Annotated in this window: 19 protein-coding genes; 12 read left to right on the top strand and 7 right to left on the bottom strand. The window is 65.9% G+C overall.

The window, feature by feature from the left end; genetic code table 11:
* The first annotated feature begins 18 nt into the window (after positions 1-18).
* The 4 genes from purB (at position 19) to rarD (ending at position 3183) form a co-directional block, all read left to right on the top strand.
* Positions 19-1314 carry an adenylosuccinate lyase gene (gene purB, locus J2848_RS00460; RefSeq protein WP_149230527.1) on the top strand — a complete coding sequence of 432 codons (1296 nt, stop codon included), beginning with the start codon at positions 19-21 and terminating at the stop codon, positions 1312-1314.
* 146 nt (positions 1315-1460) lie between these two features.
* Entirely contained in the window at positions 1461-1700 is a 240-nt protein-coding gene (locus J2848_RS00455) for a BolA family protein (protein WP_012973287.1), read from the top strand.
* A gap of 63 nt (positions 1701-1763) precedes the next feature.
* The gene (grxD, locus tag J2848_RS00450; RefSeq protein WP_085088255.1) at positions 1764-2099 is read left to right on the top strand and encodes a Grx4 family monothiol glutaredoxin; all 336 of its coding nucleotides are present in this window, start codon (positions 1764-1766) and stop codon (positions 2097-2099) included.
* 157 nt (positions 2100-2256) lie between these two features.
* Positions 2257-3183 carry an EamA family transporter RarD gene (gene rarD / locus J2848_RS00445; RefSeq protein WP_149230526.1) on the top strand — a complete coding sequence of 309 codons (927 nt, stop codon included), beginning with the start codon at positions 2257-2259 and terminating at the stop codon, positions 3181-3183.
* A gap of 3 nt (positions 3184-3186) precedes the next feature.
* On the opposite strand, the gene J2848_RS00440 is transcribed toward rarD, so the two are convergent.
* Complete coding sequence (locus J2848_RS00440; RefSeq protein WP_149230525.1) at positions 3187-3849, bottom strand: TetR/AcrR family transcriptional regulator; 663 nt, start codon at positions 3847-3849, stop codon at positions 3187-3189.
* A 136-nt stretch (positions 3850-3985) separates the two neighbouring features.
* Here J2848_RS00440 and J2848_RS00435 point away from each other — a divergent pair, with 136 nt between their 5' ends.
* Positions 3986-5116, top strand: a complete 1131-nt coding sequence (locus tag J2848_RS00435; protein WP_149230524.1) for an alkene reductase — start codon at positions 3986-3988, stop codon at positions 5114-5116.
* A gap of 144 nt (positions 5117-5260) precedes the next feature.
* Here the strand turns inward: J2848_RS00435 and J2848_RS00430 are convergent, their stop codons facing one another.
* Positions 5261-5797 carry a hypothetical protein gene (locus tag J2848_RS00430; RefSeq protein ID WP_149230523.1) on the bottom strand — a complete coding sequence of 179 codons (537 nt, stop codon included), beginning with the start codon at positions 5795-5797 and terminating at the stop codon, positions 5261-5263.
* 311 nt (positions 5798-6108) lie between these two features.
* Between J2848_RS00430 and J2848_RS00425 the strand changes: the two genes are divergently transcribed.
* The 6 genes from J2848_RS00425 (at position 6109) to nifW (ending at position 11161) form a co-directional block, all read left to right on the top strand.
* Positions 6109-6504: a HesB/IscA family protein gene (locus J2848_RS00425; protein ID WP_149230522.1), complete on the top strand. Its 396-nt coding sequence runs from the start codon at positions 6109-6111 to the stop codon at positions 6502-6504.
* 57 nt (positions 6505-6561) lie between these two features.
* On the top strand, positions 6562-7485 hold the full coding sequence (gene nifU / locus J2848_RS00420; protein ID WP_149230521.1) for a Fe-S cluster assembly protein NifU: 924 nt from the start codon (positions 6562-6564) through the stop codon (positions 7483-7485).
* Positions 7486-7500: 15 nt separating this feature from the next.
* The gene (gene nifS, locus J2848_RS00415) at positions 7501-8706 is read left to right on the top strand and encodes a cysteine desulfurase NifS (RefSeq protein WP_149230520.1); all 1206 of its coding nucleotides are present in this window, start codon (positions 7501-7503) and stop codon (positions 8704-8706) included.
* A gap of 133 nt (positions 8707-8839) precedes the next feature.
* Positions 8840-9961 carry a homocitrate synthase gene (gene nifV / locus J2848_RS00410; protein ID WP_149230519.1) on the top strand — a complete coding sequence of 374 codons (1122 nt, stop codon included), beginning with the start codon at positions 8840-8842 and terminating at the stop codon, positions 9959-9961.
* A complete protein-coding gene (gene cysE / locus J2848_RS00405) occupies positions 9958-10812 on the top strand; it encodes a serine O-acetyltransferase (RefSeq protein ID WP_149230518.1) in 855 nt (284 codons plus the stop codon). Before nifV ends, cysE begins: the two co-directional genes overlap by 4 nt.
* 13 nt (positions 10813-10825) lie before the next feature.
* Positions 10826-11161, top strand: coding sequence for a nitrogenase-stabilizing/protective protein NifW (gene nifW / locus J2848_RS00400; protein WP_149230517.1), 336 nt, complete (start codon positions 10826-10828; stop codon positions 11159-11161).
* A gap of 85 nt (positions 11162-11246) precedes the next feature.
* Here nifW and J2848_RS00395 read toward each other — a convergent pair whose 3' ends face one another.
* On the bottom strand, positions 11247-11549 hold the full coding sequence (locus tag J2848_RS00395; protein ID WP_149230516.1) for a hypothetical protein: 303 nt from the start codon (positions 11547-11549) through the stop codon (positions 11247-11249).
* 281 nt (positions 11550-11830) lie between these two features.
* On the opposite strand from J2848_RS00395, the gene J2848_RS00390 reads away from it, so the two are divergent.
* On the top strand, positions 11831-12262 hold the full coding sequence (locus J2848_RS00390) for a response regulator (protein WP_246193743.1): 432 nt from the start codon (positions 11831-11833) through the stop codon (positions 12260-12262).
* Positions 12263-12341: 79 nt separating this feature from the next.
* On the opposite strand, the gene J2848_RS00385 is transcribed toward J2848_RS00390, so the two are convergent.
* The 4 genes from J2848_RS00385 to J2848_RS00370 are packed head-to-tail and all read right to left on the bottom strand — an operon-like array spanning position 12342 to position 15918.
* Complete coding sequence (locus J2848_RS00385; RefSeq protein WP_083897287.1) at positions 12342-12635, bottom strand: ferredoxin family protein; 294 nt, start codon at positions 12633-12635, stop codon at positions 12342-12344.
* Positions 12632-13933, bottom strand: coding sequence for an FAD-dependent monooxygenase (locus tag J2848_RS00380; RefSeq protein ID WP_149230515.1), 1302 nt, complete (start codon positions 13931-13933; stop codon positions 12632-12634). Before J2848_RS00380 ends, J2848_RS00385 begins: the two co-directional genes overlap by 4 nt.
* A gap of 28 nt (positions 13934-13961) precedes the next feature.
* Positions 13962-15041: an electron transfer flavoprotein subunit alpha/FixB family protein gene (locus tag J2848_RS00375; protein WP_149230514.1), complete on the bottom strand. Its 1080-nt coding sequence runs from the start codon at positions 15039-15041 to the stop codon at positions 13962-13964.
* A 25-nt stretch (positions 15042-15066) separates the two neighbouring features.
* Positions 15067-15918 carry an electron transfer flavoprotein subunit beta/FixA family protein gene (locus J2848_RS00370; protein ID WP_149230513.1) on the bottom strand — a complete coding sequence of 284 codons (852 nt, stop codon included), beginning with the start codon at positions 15916-15918 and terminating at the stop codon, positions 15067-15069.
* Positions 15919-16156: the final 238 nt, after the last annotated feature.

Genomic DNA, 16156 nt, shown 5'->3' with positions numbered 1-16156 from the left:
TTCCTCCGGAGAGTGCCGATGATCCCCCGCTATACCCGCCACGAAATGGCCCGCATCTGGGAGCCGGAAAACCGCTTCCGCATCTGGTTCGAGATCGAGGCGCACGCCTGCGACGCGCAGGCCGAGCTGGGCGTGATCCCGAAGGAGGCCGCCAAGGCGGTGTGGGAGCGCGGCAAGTGGGAGATCGACCGCATCGACGAGATCGAGCGCGAGACCCGCCACGACGTCATCGCCTTCCTGACCAATCTCGCCGAGTATGTCGGCCCCGAGGCCCGCTTCGTCCACCAGGGCATGACCTCGTCGGACGTACTGGACACCTGCCTTGCGGTGCAGCTGACCCAGGCCGCCGACCTGCTGCTGGCCGACATGGACGCCCTGCTGGCCGCGCTGAAGCGCCGGGCCTACGAGCACAAGAACACCGTCACTATCGGCCGCAGCCACGGCATCCATGCCGAGCCGACGACCTTCGGCCTGAAGCTGGCCGGCCATTATGCCGCCTTCGCCCGCGGTCGCGAGCGTCTGGTCCAGGCGCGCCAGGACATCGCCACCTGCGCCATCTCCGGCGCCGTCGGCACCTTCGCCAACATCGACCCGCGGGTGGAGGAGCATGTCGCCGCCAAGCTCGGCCTGTCGGTCGAGCCGGTGTCGACCCAGGTCATCCCGCGCGACCGCCACGCCTTCTTCTTCTCCGTGCTGGGCGTGATCGCGTCGAGCATCGAGAATCTGGCGACGGAAATCCGCCACCTCCAGCGCACCGAAGTGCGCGAGGCGGAGGAGTATTTCCACCCCGGCCAGAAGGGCTCGTCGGCGATGCCGCACAAGCGCAACCCGGTCCTGTCGGAGAACCTGACCGGTCTGGCCCGCATCGTGCGCTCCGCCGTGGTCCCGGCGCTGGAGAACGTCGCGCTGTGGCACGAGCGCGACATCTCCCACAGCTCGGTCGAGCGGATGATCGGCCCCGACGCCACCGTCACGCTGGACTTCGCGCTGGTGCGCCTGACCAGCATGATGGAAAAGCTGGTGGTCTATCCGGAGCGCATGCAGAAGAACCTGGACGACCTGGGCGGGCTGGTCTTCTCGCAGCGCGTGCTGCTGGCGCTGACCCAGGCTGGGATGAGCCGCGAGGACAGCTACAAGGCGGTGCAGCGCAACGCCATGCAGGTGTGGGAAAAGGGCGGCAACTACCTGGACCTGCTGTCGAACGACGCCGACATCGCCAAGCATATCGGCCGCGACAAGCTGGAGCCGATGTTCGACATGTCCTACCACACCAAGCATGTCGACACCGTGTTCAAGCGCGTGTTCGGCGAGTGATCCGGTGATGCCCCGGGCCGTCACGGCGTCTTCCGCAGGGCGGCAAATACTTGCCGGTGGATGACAAACGGCCCGGCCGCACCTACTCTATCTCGATAAGCGTGTGCCCGGGCGGGGCAATCCTGAACAGAGCGAGGACCGTACCCATGGCGATGGAAGCCGCCACGATCGAAAAGCTCATCAAGGAAGGCATCCCGGACGCGGTCGTGGAGATCGCGGACCTGCGCGGCGACGGTGACCATTATGCCGCGCTCGTCACCTCCGCCGCCTTCAAGGGCAAGAGCCGGGTGCAGCAGCACCAGATGGTCTACGCGTCCCTCCAGGGAAAGATGGGCGGCGAACTGCACGCCCTGGCGCTGACCACCGCGGTGCCGGAAGGCGCCTGATCAAAGTTGCAACGGACTAAGGCTCCGGCACCGCCGGGCCAAATCGGAAGGGTTACCCAAGTCATGGTCGATCAGAACGTCGTCGAGCGCATCGAGCAGGACATCAAGAACAACGATGTCGTGCTCTACATGAAGGGCACCCCGGTGTTCCCGCAGTGCGGCTTCTCCGCCGCCGTCGTCCAGGTGCTGAGCCACACCGGCGTCAAGTTCAAGGGCGTCAACATCCTGGAGGATCCGGGCCTGCGCCAGGGTCTGAAGGAATATTCGAACTGGCCGACCTTCCCGCAGCTCTACGTCAAGGGCGAGCTGGTCGGCGGCTGCGACATCGTCCGCGAGATGTACGAGTCGGGCGAGTTGCAGACCCTGATGGCCGACAAGGGTGTCGCCACCGCCGCCTGACCGCAGCTCCGGTCCGGTCAGGAACGAAGAGGCCCCGCTTCGGCGGGGCTTTTTCATGCCCGGACCGAGGGTGGCAGGCAGCGATGCCGGCCGCGCAGCCCGGCCATGCCCGGCGGCCCGCTGCCGGATTGCACAAACAATGTGCTAAACGAACGGTATGGTTCAGACCTCGTCGCCCGCCAAGGCCCCGACCTCCACAACCGCGGCGTTCGTCGCGGCGCTCTCCTCCTACCTGATCTGGGGGCTGGTCAACCCGGTCTTCTTCAAATCGCTGGGCGATGTCGGCGCGGTGGAGATCGTCGCCCACCGCGTGGTGTGGACGGTGGTGCTGGTCGGCGCCATCGTGCTGGCGACCCGCGGGCCGACGGCCGTCGTCGCGGCGGTGGGCAGTTGGCGCCGGCTGGGCATCCTGGTGGTCACCACCCTGCTGGTCACCATCAACTGGACGGTGTTCATCTGGGCGGTGGTGAACAACCGGCTGGTCGAGGCCAGTCTGGGCTATTTCATCAACCCGCTGATCAATGTGCTGCTGGGCGTGCTGTTCCTGCATGAACGGCTCAGCCGCGGCCGGATGCTGGCGGTCGCCATCGCCACGGCCGGCGTGGGCAGCCTCGTCGCCAGCTATGGCGCCGTGCCCTGGGTCGCGCTGTCGCTGGCGCTGTCCTTCGGCTTCTATGCTCTGGTGCGCAAGAAGGCGGCGATCGATCCGGTGATCGGCCTGCTGGTGGAGACCGCCCTGCTGCTGCCGGCCGCACTCGGCTATCTGCTGTGGCTGGGCGCCGGCGGCGCCTTCGGCCATGGCTGGGGAGAAAGCACGCTGCTGGTGCTGGCCGGGCCGATGACGGCGGTGCCGCTGGTGCTGTTCATGATCGGTGCGGGACGGCTGACGCTGACCACCATGGGGCTGCTGCAATATGTCGGACCGACCGGCCAGCTTCTGCTGGGCGTGCTGGTCTATGGCGAGGCCTTCACCCGCGGCCACGCCATCACCTTCGCCTGCATCTGGGTGGCGCTGGCCGTCTTCACCGCCGACGCGGTGCATAGCCACCGCGCCACCACACGGGCCGCTGCCGCCGCGGAGTGACCGTTACCGCGGCGTCAGTCCATGGGCGATGGTGTGGGCCAGCGTGCCGACCATCGCGCAGATGCCGGCATCGTCGCGGCCGAACACCACCTGATCGAGGAAGCCCAGCCCGAAGCTGAGCGTCGCGATGCCGGCCGCCACATTGGCAAGGTCGGCGTCGGCGGCAATGGCACCACGGTCGCGATGCCCCTCCAGCCGCTTCACCAGACAGGGGATGCGGCTCTGCGACAGGGTGCGGGCCATCTCATCGGCGATCGCCGGATCGACCAGAGCACGTGCCAGCACGACGCGGGTGAAGTCGCGGCATTCCCAGCTGTGCTTCAACTGGGCGTGCAGGAAACGGACGAGGTCGGTCTCCAGATCCTCGTGCGGCGGCGGCAGGTCGCAGCCGCCCGATTCCTCGCGCCAATAGCGCTCCACCACCGCCAGCAGCAGCCCGCTCTTGCCTGAGAAATAGCGCTGGATCAGCTGTTCGTTGACCCCGGCCCGCCCGGCAATCTCGCGTGTCGTCGCCGCATCGAAGCCGCGTTCGGCAAACACCAGCTTGGCGGCGTCGAGCAGCGCACCCTCGGTGGCGGCGCGATCGCGTTTGCGTGCCCCACCCTCGCAGGCACCTTCCGTGCCATTGCCGGGGCAACAGCCGTCAGCTTCGTTGCTTGCGTCCAAAACCCGTCCCTCTCCGGTGCGTCCCGTCAACGTCATAATAAGTATGCAGATACATACTTGACAAGCGGCAGGCTCCGGTTCAAGTATGTACTCACATACATACAAGCTGATTTGCCCAACAGGGGGTATTCCCGCCATGCCGCAAAGCACCGATCTGCACAGCACCGCAATCCCGGATCTGTTCACCCCGCTGCGCCTCGGCGCGATCGAGCTGCCGAACCGCGTCGTGATGGCGCCGATGACCCGCAGCCGCGCCGGCGAAGGCAACTGCCCGACTGCGCTAACCGCCGAATATTATGCGCAACGCGCTTCGGCCGGCCTGATCATCACCGAGGCGACGCAGGTCTGCGATACCGCCCAGGGTTATCCCAGCACGCCGGGCATCCACACCGACGCCCAGACCCTGGCATGGCGGGCGGTTGCGGACGCCGTGCACAACGCCGGCGGACGGATCGTCACCCAGCTCTGGCATGTCGGTCGCATCTCCCACCCGCGCTTCCAGCCGAACGGCGCCGCCCCGGTCGCTCCCTCGGCCATCGCGGCGAAGGGCCAGCTCTTCACCGGCGCCGGCATGGAACCGTTCCCGGTGCCGCGCGCTCTTGAGACTGCCGAGATCCCCGCTCTGGTCCGCCATTTTGCCGATGCCGCCAAGCGCGCGGTGTTCGATGCCGGCCTGGACGGCGTCGAGATCCACGCGGCCAACGGCTATCTGATCGATCAGTTCCTGCGCGACAGCACCAACACCCGCACCGACCAGTATGGCGGGACGGTGGAGAACCGCTGCCGCTTCCTGCTGGAGATCCTGGAGGCAACGGCCCATGCCGTCGGCGCCGACCGCATCGGCGTCCGCCTGTCGCCGACCGGCGTGTTCAACGACATGTCCGACAGCGATCCGCTGCCGCATTTCCTGGCGATCACCAAGGCGCTGAACCCGTTCAACCTTGCCTATCTGCATGTGATCGAGGGGCGGCCCGGCCACCACATGGCCCCGCCGGAGGGTGCGCCGCATGTGGCGTCCGCCTTGCGCGCCGCCTACAAGGGCCCGTTCATCCTGAATGGCGGCTACAGCCGCAGCGATGCCGACGCGGCACTCGCCAAGGGCGAGGCCGACGCGGTCAGCTTCGGCGAACCCTTCATCTCCAACCCGGACCTGCCCGCCCGCTTCCGCGTCGGCGCCTCGCTGGCCGAGCCGGACCGCACCACTTATTACGGCGGCGACGCCAAGGGCTACACCGACTATCCGGCCCTGGAATCCGTCGCAGCCTGACCGGTTTGCGGCCCCACTGCCCCGGTGGGGCCGCAGAACCTCCCGACGTGAGAGAGCGCGTCGTGAGTGCGTCGTGAGACGCAAATCCCCGCTGCCCCCGGCCCGGTTCCCCCCTGGGCCGGGGGGCTTTTTTGTGGGGCTGCTTTATCGGGGTGGGTCGCTAACCCCGCCCTCTCCATCCGTCCCATTGCCCAGCCCACGGGCCAGCGCGGCGATGGTGCCGTAGCCGACCTGATCGGCCGGGTCGATCTCCGCCATCTTGGCGAGGATCGCCAGTGCCTTGTCCCGGTTGTGGCGGCGCAGTTCGATGAAGGCCAGCGCCTTCATGGTGAACAGGAAGAAGCGCGCCGGCCCGGCCGCCGTCCAGTCGGTGGAGCCTGACGTCAGCCGCGACCAGTCGGCCGAAAAACCGCCCTGCAAGGCCGCGGCATCCAGCCCGATGCGGGCCACCCGCTCCGCCTCTCCCAGCTTCTTGCGGTTGAAGTAGAATTTGTAGAGCGCGTAGAAGACCGGCAGCACCCGTGGCCCCCTGCGGTGCGCCTCCCACAGCAGCGCCTCGCAGGCCTCCGGCACGTCTCGGGCCTTCACCGCCTCCTGCAAAAGCTCGTCGATCTGTTCCGGCACATCGCCGAAGGCCATGCGGCCGTTCGACATCCTGAGTTCGATCGGTTCGTCGCTCATCGCTTCCCTCGTCCCTGTTTTCCGCTGCACCAATCAACCATCCGACGCACCGACGACGCCTCATGGTAGGCTCGCGGGCGCGGAGAAAGACCATAATTTTTTTGTGCGGCGAAGTGTCGCGGCTGTCGCAAATCCGACACGCGCCAAACCCGACAAAACCATTGGCAGACGAAACATTGTCGGACTTTCGCCAAGCCAATCCAACCTGACAATTCTTGTAAATCAAATATTTAACAGTTTGGCACGGCCCTTGCTCTACTCCTCGTCAGATCGGCCGGCACCCCCGGCAACGCGGCTTGAGGAGGCGGGACATGGTGACTCTGACGGATGCGGCGGTTTCCACCCTGGAACAGGTCCTGGCGAAGTCGGGCGGTGCGGCGGCCGGCCTGCGGATCGCAGTGACCGACGGCGGCTGCGCCGGCCTGAAATACCAGATGGGCCTGGAGGCGGCGGCCGGCGACGACGACACGGTACTCAGCTTCGGTCCTGTCACCATCTTCGTCGACGCCAACAGCCAGCCCTTCCTGTCGGGCGTGGTGGTCGATTTCGTCGAGGGCATCGAAGGCTCCGGCTTCAAATTCGACAACCCGAACGCGACCAGCAGCTGCGGCTGCGGCAAGTCCTTCTCAGCCGGTGAAGGTGGCGGCGGCTCCTGCTCCACCTCCTCGTCGGGCTGCGGGTCGTCGGCCCCCTATTCGACCCACTGAATTTTTCCCGGACATCTCTTCCCCTAGGCGCGCACCCCACGGAAAGGCAGCAGCGACATGTGGAACTACACCGACAAGGTCAAGGAACACTTCTTCAACCCGAAGAACTCCGGTGTCCTGGACAGCGCCAACGCGGTCGGCGAGGTCGGCTCCATCACCTGCGGCGACGCGCTGCGTCTGATGCTGAAGGTCGATCCCGATACCCAGATCATCCTGGATGCGAAGTTCCAGACCTTTGGCTGCGGGTCGGCCATCGCGTCGTCGTCCGCGCTGACCGAGATGATCATCGGCAAGACGGTGGACGAGGCGCTGACCCTGACCAACCGCGACATCGCCGAGTATCTGGGCGGCTTGCCGCCGGAAAAGATGCACTGCTCCGTCATGGGTGCGGAGGCTCTGCGCGCCGCCATTGCCAACTACAAGGGCGAGGCGTGGGAAGACGACCATGAGGAAGGCGAGCTGGTCTGCAAATGCTTCGGCATCGACGCTGCGATGATCGAGCGGGCGGTGACCGTCAACGGCCTGACCACGCTGGAGGAGGTCACCCACTACACCAAGGCCGGCGGTTCCTGCCAGACCTGCCACGAGAAGATCGAGGAGGTGCTGGAAGAGGTGCTGGCGAAGACCGGCGCCCTGAAGCCCGCCGCAAAGCATGCCCCCGGCACCGTCGGGCTGGACGCCATCAAGCCGCTGGAGCCCAAGGCAGAGCCGGCGGCGGCCCCGAAGCTGACCAACGTCCAGCGCATGCAGGCTATCATGAGCGCCATCGAGGAGATGCGTCCGCAGATCCAGCGCGATGGCGGCGACGTGGAGCTGGTCGACATCGACGGCAAGGACATCTATGTGCGGCTCTCCGGCGCCTGCTCCGGCTGTTCGCAGTCGGCCGGCACGATGATGGGCGTGCAGATGAAGCTGGTCGAGAAGCTCGGCGAGTTTGTGCGGGTCAAGCCCGCGTCCCTCATGCCGGCCCACGCGGGCTAAGGGGAGCGCCAGACCATGAGCCAGGGCATCTATCTCGACAACAACGCCACCACCCGCGTCGACCCGGAAGTGCTGCAGGAGATGCTGCCGCTCTTCACCGAGCATTTCGGCAACCCGTCCTCCATGCACGGCTTCGGCGCCGCGGTGGGCGGCAAGATCGAATGGGCGCGCAAGCAGGTCCAGGCGCTGCTCGGTGCCGCCCATGACAGCGAGATCGTTTTCACCTCCGGCGGGACGGAAAGCGACAACACCGCCATTCTGTCGGCGCTGGAGGCCTATCCGAAGAAGCGCGAGATCATCACCAGCGTGGTCGAACATCCCGGCGTGCTGGCGCTCTGCGAGTATCTGGAGAAGAAGCGCGGCTACACCGTCCACCGCATTCCGGTGGACAACCGGGGCAACCTCGACATGGAGGCCTACCGCGCAGCATTGTCCGACCGGGTCGCCATCGTCTCCATCATGTGGGCCAACAACGAGACCGGAACAATCTTCCCGGTGGAGGAACTGGCGCGCATGGCCAAGGAGGTCGGCGCCGTCTTCCACACCGACGCGGTGCAGTCAGTCGGCAAGATCCCAATGAAGCTGGCCGACAGCGCCATCGACATGCTGTCGCTGTCCGGCCACAAACTGCACGCCCCAAAAGGCATCGGTGCGCTGTACGTCAAACGTGGCCTGCGCTTCCGCCCGATGCTGCGCGGCGGCCATCAGGAACGCTCGCGCCGCGCCGGTACCGAGAACGCCCCCGCCATTGTCGGGCTGGGCGCCGCCGCCCAGCTGGCGCTCGTCCATATGGGCGAAGAGAACACGCGGGTGAAGGCGCTGCGCGACAAGCTGGAACAGGCGATCCTGGCGGCGGTGCCGAGCTGCTTCGTCACCGGCAACCCGGACGACCGCCTGCCCAACACCTGCAACATCGCCTTCGAATACATCGAGGGCGAGGCGATCCTGCTGCTGCTGAACGAGGCCGGCATCGCCGCGTCCTCCGGCTCCGCCTGCACCTCGGGATCGCTGGAGCCCAGCCACGTCATGCGTGCCATGGGCGTGCCCTACACCGCTGCCCATGGCGCCACCCGCTTCTCGCTGTCGCGCGACACGACGGAGGAGGAGATCGACCGGGTCATCGCCGTGGTGCCCGGCATCATCGCCAAGCTGCGCAGCCTGTCGCCCTACTGGCAGCAGGAAGCCGGACGGCCGAAAGAGTTCGCGCCCGTTTATTCGTAACACCGGAATCGCAGGCCGGGCCGGTGGCCCGTCCCGGCACCCCGCCCGACGACACCCCGTCGGGGCGGGTTCCCGGCCCGGTCTGCGACACTTCTCATAGGGGACAGGTGGTCCCCACGCGCGAGGTGCCCCCATGCCCATCACCTTCGCCACCATCAACGACACCACGCTGCGCGACGGCGAGCAGACCGCCGGCGTCGCCTTCACGCTCGACGAGAAGATCGCCATCGCCAAGGCGCTCGACTCCGCCGGCGTGCCGGAGCAGGAGATCGGCATTCCCGCCATGGGCGAGGAGGAGCGTGAGGGCATCCGCGCCGTGGCGTCGCTGGGGCTGAAGGGCCGGCTGATGGTGTGGTGCCGCATGCACGACACCGACCTGAAGGCGGCGCTGTCCTGCAACGTCGGCTTCGTCAATTTGTCGATGCCGGTGTCGGACATCCACATCACGAAGAAGCTGAAGCGCAGCCGCGCCTGGGCATTGGCGGAGATCGAGCGCCGGGTGAAACAGGCGCGCGACCATGGGATGGAGGTCAGCGTCGGCGGCGAGGATTCGTCGCGCGCCGACATGGATTTCCTGATCGCCGCCGCCACGGTGGCGCAAGCAGCCGGCGCACGGCGCTTCCGCTTCGCCGACACGCTGGGCGTGCTCGATCCCTTCCAGACGCGCGCCTGCATCGAACGGCTGCGCCGGGCCACCGACCTGGAGATCGAGATCCACGCCCATGACGATTTGGGCCTCGCCAATGCCAATTCGCTGGCTGCGGTGCTGGGCGGCGCCACCCATGTCAACACCACGGTGAACGGCCTGGGCGAGCGCGCCGGCAACGCGCCGCTGGAAGAGGTGGTGGTGTCGCTGAAGCACCTCTACCACATCGACACCGGCGTCGAGACGCGGTCGCTCGGCACCATCAGCGATCTGGTGGAGCGGGCGTCGAACCGGCCGGTGGCGGTCAACAAGTCGATCGTCGGCGCCGCCGTCTTCACCCACGAGGCCGGCATCCATGTCGATGGGCTGCTGCGCGACCGCGCCACCTACCAGAATTTCGACCCGGCCGAGGTCGGGCGCGAACACCGCATCGTGCTGGGCAAGCATTCCGGCACCACCGCGGTGAAGCTGGCCTATGAACGGCTCGGCGTCGCCTGCGACGACGCCACGGCGCAGGCGGTGCTGCCGCGCGTGCGGGCACTGGCCACCCGGGCCAAACGGCCGCCGACGACCGAAGAACTGCACGCCTTTCTGGAGGCGGCGACATGAGCAAGCTCGGAAGTTCTCCAGGAATCGTCGCCCTGCTGCGCGAAGACGTCGCCTGCGTGTTCGACCGGGACCCGGCGGCGCGCAACGTCTTCGACGTGCTCACCTGCTATCCCGGCATCCATGCGCTGGTGTTCCATCGCTTCGCCAATGCTGCGTGGCGGCGGGGCCTGCGGTGGCCGGCACGCTTCCTGTCCTATGTCGCCCGCGCGGTGACCAACATCGACATCCACCCGGGCGCCAACATCGGCCGCCGTTTCTTCATCGACCATGGCGCCGGCGTGGTGATCGGCGAGACGGCGGAGATCGGCGACGACGTGACGCTCTATCATGGGGTGACGCTGGGCGGCACCTCCTGGACCAAGGGCAAACGGCACCCGACGCTGATGGACGGCGTGCTGGTCGGTGCCGGCGCCAAGATCCTGGGACCGATCACCGTCGGAGCCAACGCGCGGGTCGGTGCCAACTCGGTGGTGACCAAGCCGGTACCGCCGGGCATGACGGTGGTCGGCATCCCCGGCCGGGTGGTGCGGCCGGAGAGCCAGCGTCCGCTGTCCGGCCGCCAACTCTCGGAACCCCATCTTTCCAATCAGGGCATCGACCTGGAACATCATCTGATGCCCGACCCGGTCGGCAAGGCCATTGCCTGCCTGATCGAGCACATCAACCGGATCGAAGCCCGCCTTGAGGCGCACACCGCAACGGTACCGTCACAGTTTCTTGATAAGAACATCCGCCTGTCGGAAATTCGGCTGGGCGATATCCGTTTGGACGGTGTGGCCTGCAGTTCTTGTGGCAACATCTGCGATCAGGAGGGGTGCGGCCCCTCCCCTTCCACCCAGCAGCACGCGTGAGGAGCCTTCGACGATGAGCGATTTCACCGACGACCTCGACGATCTGGAAACCGCGGAAGACTTCCTGCGCTTCTTCCATGTCACCTATGACCAGCGCGTGGTGAACGTGAACCGCCTGCACATCCTGCAGCGCTTCCACGATTACCTGTCGGCGGACCATGGGATGGAAGGGCTGGACGACGAGGGAATGTCGGCGCGCTACCGCTTCCATCTGGAGCGGGCGTACCAGGATTTCGTGGTCTCCAACGCCATCGCGGAGAAGACCTTCAAGGTCCACAAGGAGGAGGCGCGCAAGATGGCCGACCGCTTCGTTCCGCTGGACAGCCTGTTGGGCACCCCGGCCGGCTGAGCCGCCGGCGCCGGTGCCGGCCCAAAGAAGCCCGCCCAAAGAAGAAAGTGATGAAAAGGGGGCGCCTGCCGCGCCCCCTTCGTCGTCAGTGGATCTTGCTCTCGTTCCGGCCGCCGTCGCGCCGGTAGACGTGGACGTGATAGGCCGCCATCGGATTTTCATCGAGATAGCGCAGCAACTCCTGCTCCGTCCGCGGAGTGGCGTCACGGATCAGCACCTGCCAGGCGGGCTCCATCGTCGCGCGCATGGTCTCGTCATGGGGCAGCATGATGAAGCCGGCCCATTCCGGGTCGAAATCCGCCAGATAACTCTTGGTGTAATGCTTCATCATCGCCGCGTCGTTGACGTTGACGTTTTCCATGTTTTCGAAACAGACACGCAGTTCCATCGCCGGTCTCCTCATGCAGAAGGGAGCAGACCCGCCAACAACCCGTCCAATAGCCTGCAAGGGACAGGTGCAGGTCCGCGATGCTCGCTCGTGAAAACAGCCGTATCAGAGAGATGGTACGCCGGAGCGGTGAAAAACAAGTGTCCGGTGACAGCCGGGGCAACGCTTTGCCCTCCCCACCCATGCGGCGGACGCAGACTTCGCCATTGGTCATAATCCTGCGCTTTTCAGGTTCGCTGGTTGCGTGTCTCCTGTAAAATCCTTGTGACACTCTTTGCGCGATGATGATGACCGACCCTTCGCCTGCCTCCGAACACCCCCTTCGCATCCTCATCGTCGAAGACGAGAGCCTCGCCGCCATGGCTTTGGAAGAGATTCTGGGGATGCTGGGATTTGCCGTCGTCGGGATCGAGGACAATGCCGACGGTGCCATCGCAGCAGCGGAGCGGTTGCGTCCGGACGTCGTGATGATGGATATCCGCCTGCTCGGCCCGCGCGACGGGATCGAGGCCGCGGCGACGATCCGCAGGCAGACGGGCATCCGCTGCATCTTCACATCCGCCTTCGGCGATGCCGAAACTCGCCATCGCGCCGCTGAATGCAACCCCTTCGGCTTCGTCCGCAAGCCCTACTTCCCGGCGGAACTCCAGCGGGCGCTGGGTCATGCGGCGGAGGCGTTGTTGCAGGGAGCTTCGACGCAGGCCCCCTCATAAGCTGCTCCCCCGAAACAAACCGGCCCCCGCGCAATTGCACGGGGGCCATCGAAGTCCGGAGGAAGATAGCGGAAGAGGGTCAGCCGAACTTGTAGCTGATGCCGTAACCGCCACGCGGATAGTCCCAGGCGATGTTGCCCTTGTCCTGGCAGACGACGCGGCAGGTGCCACATTCCAGGCAGCCGTCTGTCACCAGCGTCACGCCGCCGGTCTCGTTCTTGCTGTAGCAGGCGGCCGGACAGCAGAAGGTGCAAGCCTGCTTCTCGCACGTCTGGCAGGCCTCCACGCTCTTGATCTGGATATGCGGCCGGCTCTCGTCGACAATGTAACGGTTCTGATAGAGCTTCTCTTCGACCTTGACCATGATGCTCATCGCACGGCCCTCACCAGCTTGATTGCGTCACCGACCAGTCCCATCACCGAACGACGCTTGATGAAGGACTTCATGATCTGTTTTTCCTTCGTCTTCTTGTCGATGCTGTCCACGGTGAACCAGTTGTGGGCCGCCGCGGTGATTTCGTCGGGATAGGCGCCGAAGAATTGTTTGTTGCCATGCATGATGCCGGGCAGCTCACGATACTTCTTGAGATCCTTCATGACGAAGCTGTCGTCCAGCTTCTTCTTGTAGGCGGCGAGGTTTGACGCGCTGTAACCCTTGCCGGCGGCCTTCAGCTCGATCACCGTCTCCGCCGCCATCCGGCCCGAGGCCATGGCAAGGTTGGAGCCTTCACGGTGGGCGGCGTTGTTGAAGTGAGCGGCGTCGCCGACCACCATCCAGCCGTCGCCATAGAGCTGCGGAACCGCCTTGTAACCGCCCTCCGGGATCATGTGGGCAGCATATTCCTTCATCTCCGCCCCTTCGATCAGCGGCTTGATGACGGGATGGTTCTTCAGGTCCTCCAGCATCCGGTAAGGCGGGCAGGAGCCGTTCTTGAAGTCGGAGATCAGGCAACCGATGCCGATCGTCAGCGATTCCTTGTTGGTATAAAGGAAGGCGGTGCCGACCATCCCCTTGGTCACCTTGCCCATGATCTCGATGACGACGCCCTCGTCCTCCTTGATGCCGAAGCGCTGCTGGATCAGCTCCGGATCGATGAAGAGGATTTCCTTGACCGCCAGCGCCACATTCTCCGGCGCGGCCTCGTCCTGGAGGCCGGCGCGCTTGGCCAGCAGGGCGTTGACGCCGTCGGCCATGATGACGACGTCGGCGTGGATTTCACCGCCCTCGCGGTCGGTCCGCACGCCGGTCACCTTGCCCGACGGATCGCGGATCAGCTCCGTCACTGTGGTCTCGCAGATCTGGAGGCCTCCGACCTTGCGGATCTGCTCGCCCCACCATTTGTCGATGTTGGCGCGGATGATGGTGTAGCGGTTCGGCCTGTCGCTGTTGAAGGCTTCCGAGCGGTAGTTGGTGCCGACATAGCTGTCTTCGCCCAGCAGCCAGACGCGCTGTTCGATGATGTGGCGTTCGGTCGGGCAATCGTCCCGGAAATCCGGGATGATCTTCTCCAGCTCATGCGAATACATGATGCCGCCCTGGACGTTCTTGGCGCCGGGATATTCGCCGCGCTCGAGCTGGAGCACCTTCAGCCCCTGCTTGGCCAGCGTGTAGGTGGCGGCGTTGCCGGACGGACCGGCACCGATGACGATGGCATCGAACTTTTCGACCATGTCGACAGGCTCCTTTCTCGTCCGGCGGTCAGCCGGCCATGCGGTTGACGGACAGGCGGCGACCGAAGGCATCGGTCAGCGCCGGCAGGATCTTCAGCGCGTCGCCGACCAGCCCGAGATGGGCGAAGTCGAAGATCGTCGCGTTGGGATCGGTGTTGATCGCCAGGATCAGGTCCGACTTCTCCATGCCGACCCGATGCTGGATGGCGCCGGAGATGCCGGCGGCGATGTAGAGCTTCGGCCGCACCGTCTTGCCGGTCTGCCCGACCTGACGATCGTTGGTCGCCCAGCCGGCCTGGACCAGCGGGCGGGTCACCCCGACCTCGGCGCCCAGCACCCTGGCGAGGTCGAAGACCAGCTTCATGTTCTCGACCTTGCCCAGCCCCTTGCCGGCCGACACGATGATGTCGGCGAAGGCCAACTGCGCCTCGTTCTGCTCGCGGTCGGCGATGAAGTTCAGGACCTTGGTAACGATGTCCTCTTCGCGCAGGTCCGGCTGGATTTCGATGACGCGACCGGTGCGGGCGTCGTCGCGCTCCGGCATCGCCATGACGCGCGGGCGGACGGTGGCCATCTGCGGCCGATAGGCCAAGGTCTGGATGGTGCACAGCAGCGTGCCACCGAAGGTCGGCCGGGTGGCTGCCAGCGAGCGGTTGTCGGCGTAGATGTCCAGCTCGGTGCAGTCGGCGGTCAGGCCCGTCGCCAGCGTGGTGGCAATGGCGCCGGCCAGATCGCGGCCCAGCGTGGTGGCACCCAGCAGCACGATCTCCGGCTTGTGGGTGTTCACCACGTCGGTCATGACGCGGCAATAGGGGTCGGTGCGGTAGTCGGCCAGCGCCGGGTCGGTCACCTTGTAGACGATGTCAGCACCATAGCTGATGGCGTCGCCGCAGATGCGGTTCAGGTCGGGGCTCTCGGCGCCCAGCACCACGGCACCCACCTCCACCCCCAGCTTGTCGGCCAGCTTGCGGGCCTCGCCCAGCAGTTCCAGCGACACGGAATGGACGATGCCGCGCTCCTGCTCCACGATTACCCAGACGTTCTTGTAAACCTTCAGGTGTTCGGGAAGCTGAAACTTGCGGCCCTGGGGCTTGCTCGGTTCGCTCATCGTCGGGTCTCCCGCGGGTAAATCGTCAGAGCCCGGCCGCGGCGCGGGCGAGCAGGTCGCCGGCCAGCTTGGGCTGGGCGGCGAAGATGGCGTCGATGGCGGCGGCGGCCATCGCGTCAGGGGTGTCGGTATCGGCGACGATCATCTTCGCCTTCTCCGCCCGCGGCTTCGGCACGAACACCTTCGACACCACGGTCGGCGAGCCCTTCAGGCCGACGCGGCCCTCTTCGGCGCCGGTGAAGTCGCGGCTCCAGGTCTTCAGCTCGTAGCGGGCGGCGCGGAACAGGTCGTCCATCTTGCCGAAGCGAATGGTGTTGGTGCCTTCCAGCATGGTGATCATGCAGGGCAGCTTGGTCTTCAGCACCTGCACCCCGCCTTCGGAGCGGCGCTGTACCACGATCTCCTTGGACGCGATGTCCAGATCCTCGATCTTGGTGATGTAGGTCAGCTGCTCGAAGCCGAGACGGGTGGCGATGCCGGGGCCGACCTGGGCGGTGTCACCGTCGACCGTCTGCTTGCCGCAGAAGACGATGTCGACCGGATCCTCTTCCGCCAGCTTCTGGATGGCCGACGTCAGGGCGTAGGAGGTCGCCAGCGTGTCGGAACCGGCGAACTTGCGGTCGGTCAGCAACACCGCATCGTCGGCCCCCAGCGACAGCGCCTTGCGCAGCGAGGTCTCCGCCATCGGCGGCCCCATGGTCAGCACGGTGACGCGGGCGCCCACCTTGTCCTTCAGCCGCAGCGCCTCTTCCAGCGAGAACAGGTCGAACGGGTTGATGATGGCGGGCACGCCCTGCCGCATGATGGTGTTGGTGACGGGATGGATGCGGATCTGGGCGCTGTCGGGCACCTGTTTGATACAGACGACGATGTGCATCCCGTTCTCCTTGGCTTCCGCTCTCGCTGTAGCGCGCATGTGGGTTTGGGGCCGGCACCGGGCCGGGATGCAGCCAGAACAGCAAGCGGCGTGCCAGCCGGCAAAGACCGGCCAAGTCACGGGGAATATTGAGGATTTTCAAAAGATGGAAAGCGCCATCCCCTTGTCGCAAAGGCGACAAGGGGATGCTCATGTCGGTTTCGCTACAGCCCCTGCCACGCCCCCCGCAGGTACGGGA

Source organism: Azospirillum lipoferum (genome assembly GCF_024170005.1).
Taxonomy (GTDB): domain Bacteria; phylum Pseudomonadota; class Alphaproteobacteria; order Azospirillales; family Azospirillaceae; genus Azospirillum; species Azospirillum lipoferum.
Note: the sequence above shows the minus strand (reverse complement) of the source record. Positions and strands in the feature narration are given on the sequence as shown.

What these genes read in the sequence shown, in the direction of transcription:
- purB (WP_149230527.1), top strand. Translation starts at nt 19, where the DNA reads ATGATCCCCCGCTATACCCGCCACGAAATGGCCCGCATCTGGGAGCCG.
- J2848_RS00455 (WP_012973287.1), top strand. Translation starts at nt 1,461, where the DNA reads ATGGCGATGGAAGCCGCCACGATCGAAAAGCTCATCAAGGAAGGCATC.
- grxD (WP_085088255.1), top strand. Translation starts at nt 1,764, where the DNA reads ATGGTCGATCAGAACGTCGTCGAGCGCATCGAGCAGGACATCAAGAAC.
- rarD (WP_149230526.1), top strand. Translation starts at nt 2,257, where the DNA reads ATGGTTCAGACCTCGTCGCCCGCCAAGGCCCCGACCTCCACAACCGCG.
- J2848_RS00435 (WP_149230524.1), top strand. Translation starts at nt 3,986, where the DNA reads ATGCCGCAAAGCACCGATCTGCACAGCACCGCAATCCCGGATCTGTTC.
- J2848_RS00430 (WP_149230523.1), bottom strand. Translation starts at nt 5,797, where the DNA reads ATGAGCGACGAACCGATCGAACTCAGGATGTCGAACGGCCGCATGGCC.
- J2848_RS00425 (WP_149230522.1), top strand. Translation starts at nt 6,109, where the DNA reads ATGGTGACTCTGACGGATGCGGCGGTTTCCACCCTGGAACAGGTCCTG.
- nifU (WP_149230521.1), top strand. Translation starts at nt 6,562, where the DNA reads ATGTGGAACTACACCGACAAGGTCAAGGAACACTTCTTCAACCCGAAG.
- nifS (WP_149230520.1), top strand. Translation starts at nt 7,501, where the DNA reads ATGAGCCAGGGCATCTATCTCGACAACAACGCCACCACCCGCGTCGAC.
- nifV (WP_149230519.1), top strand. Translation starts at nt 8,840, where the DNA reads ATGCCCATCACCTTCGCCACCATCAACGACACCACGCTGCGCGACGGC.
- cysE (WP_149230518.1), top strand. Translation starts at nt 9,958, where the DNA reads ATGAGCAAGCTCGGAAGTTCTCCAGGAATCGTCGCCCTGCTGCGCGAA.
- nifW (WP_149230517.1), top strand. Translation starts at nt 10,826, where the DNA reads ATGAGCGATTTCACCGACGACCTCGACGATCTGGAAACCGCGGAAGAC.
- J2848_RS00395 (WP_149230516.1), bottom strand. Translation starts at nt 11,549, where the DNA reads ATGGAACTGCGTGTCTGTTTCGAAAACATGGAAAACGTCAACGTCAAC.
- J2848_RS00390 (WP_246193743.1), top strand. Translation starts at nt 11,831, where the DNA reads ATGATGATGACCGACCCTTCGCCTGCCTCCGAACACCCCCTTCGCATC.
- J2848_RS00385 (WP_083897287.1), bottom strand. Translation starts at nt 12,635, where the DNA reads ATGAGCATCATGGTCAAGGTCGAAGAGAAGCTCTATCAGAACCGTTAC.
- J2848_RS00380 (WP_149230515.1), bottom strand. Translation starts at nt 13,933, where the DNA reads ATGGTCGAAAAGTTCGATGCCATCGTCATCGGTGCCGGTCCGTCCGGC.
- J2848_RS00375 (WP_149230514.1), bottom strand. Translation starts at nt 15,041, where the DNA reads ATGAGCGAACCGAGCAAGCCCCAGGGCCGCAAGTTTCAGCTTCCCGAA.
- J2848_RS00370 (WP_149230513.1), bottom strand. Translation starts at nt 15,918, where the DNA reads ATGCACATCGTCGTCTGTATCAAACAGGTGCCCGACAGCGCCCAGATC.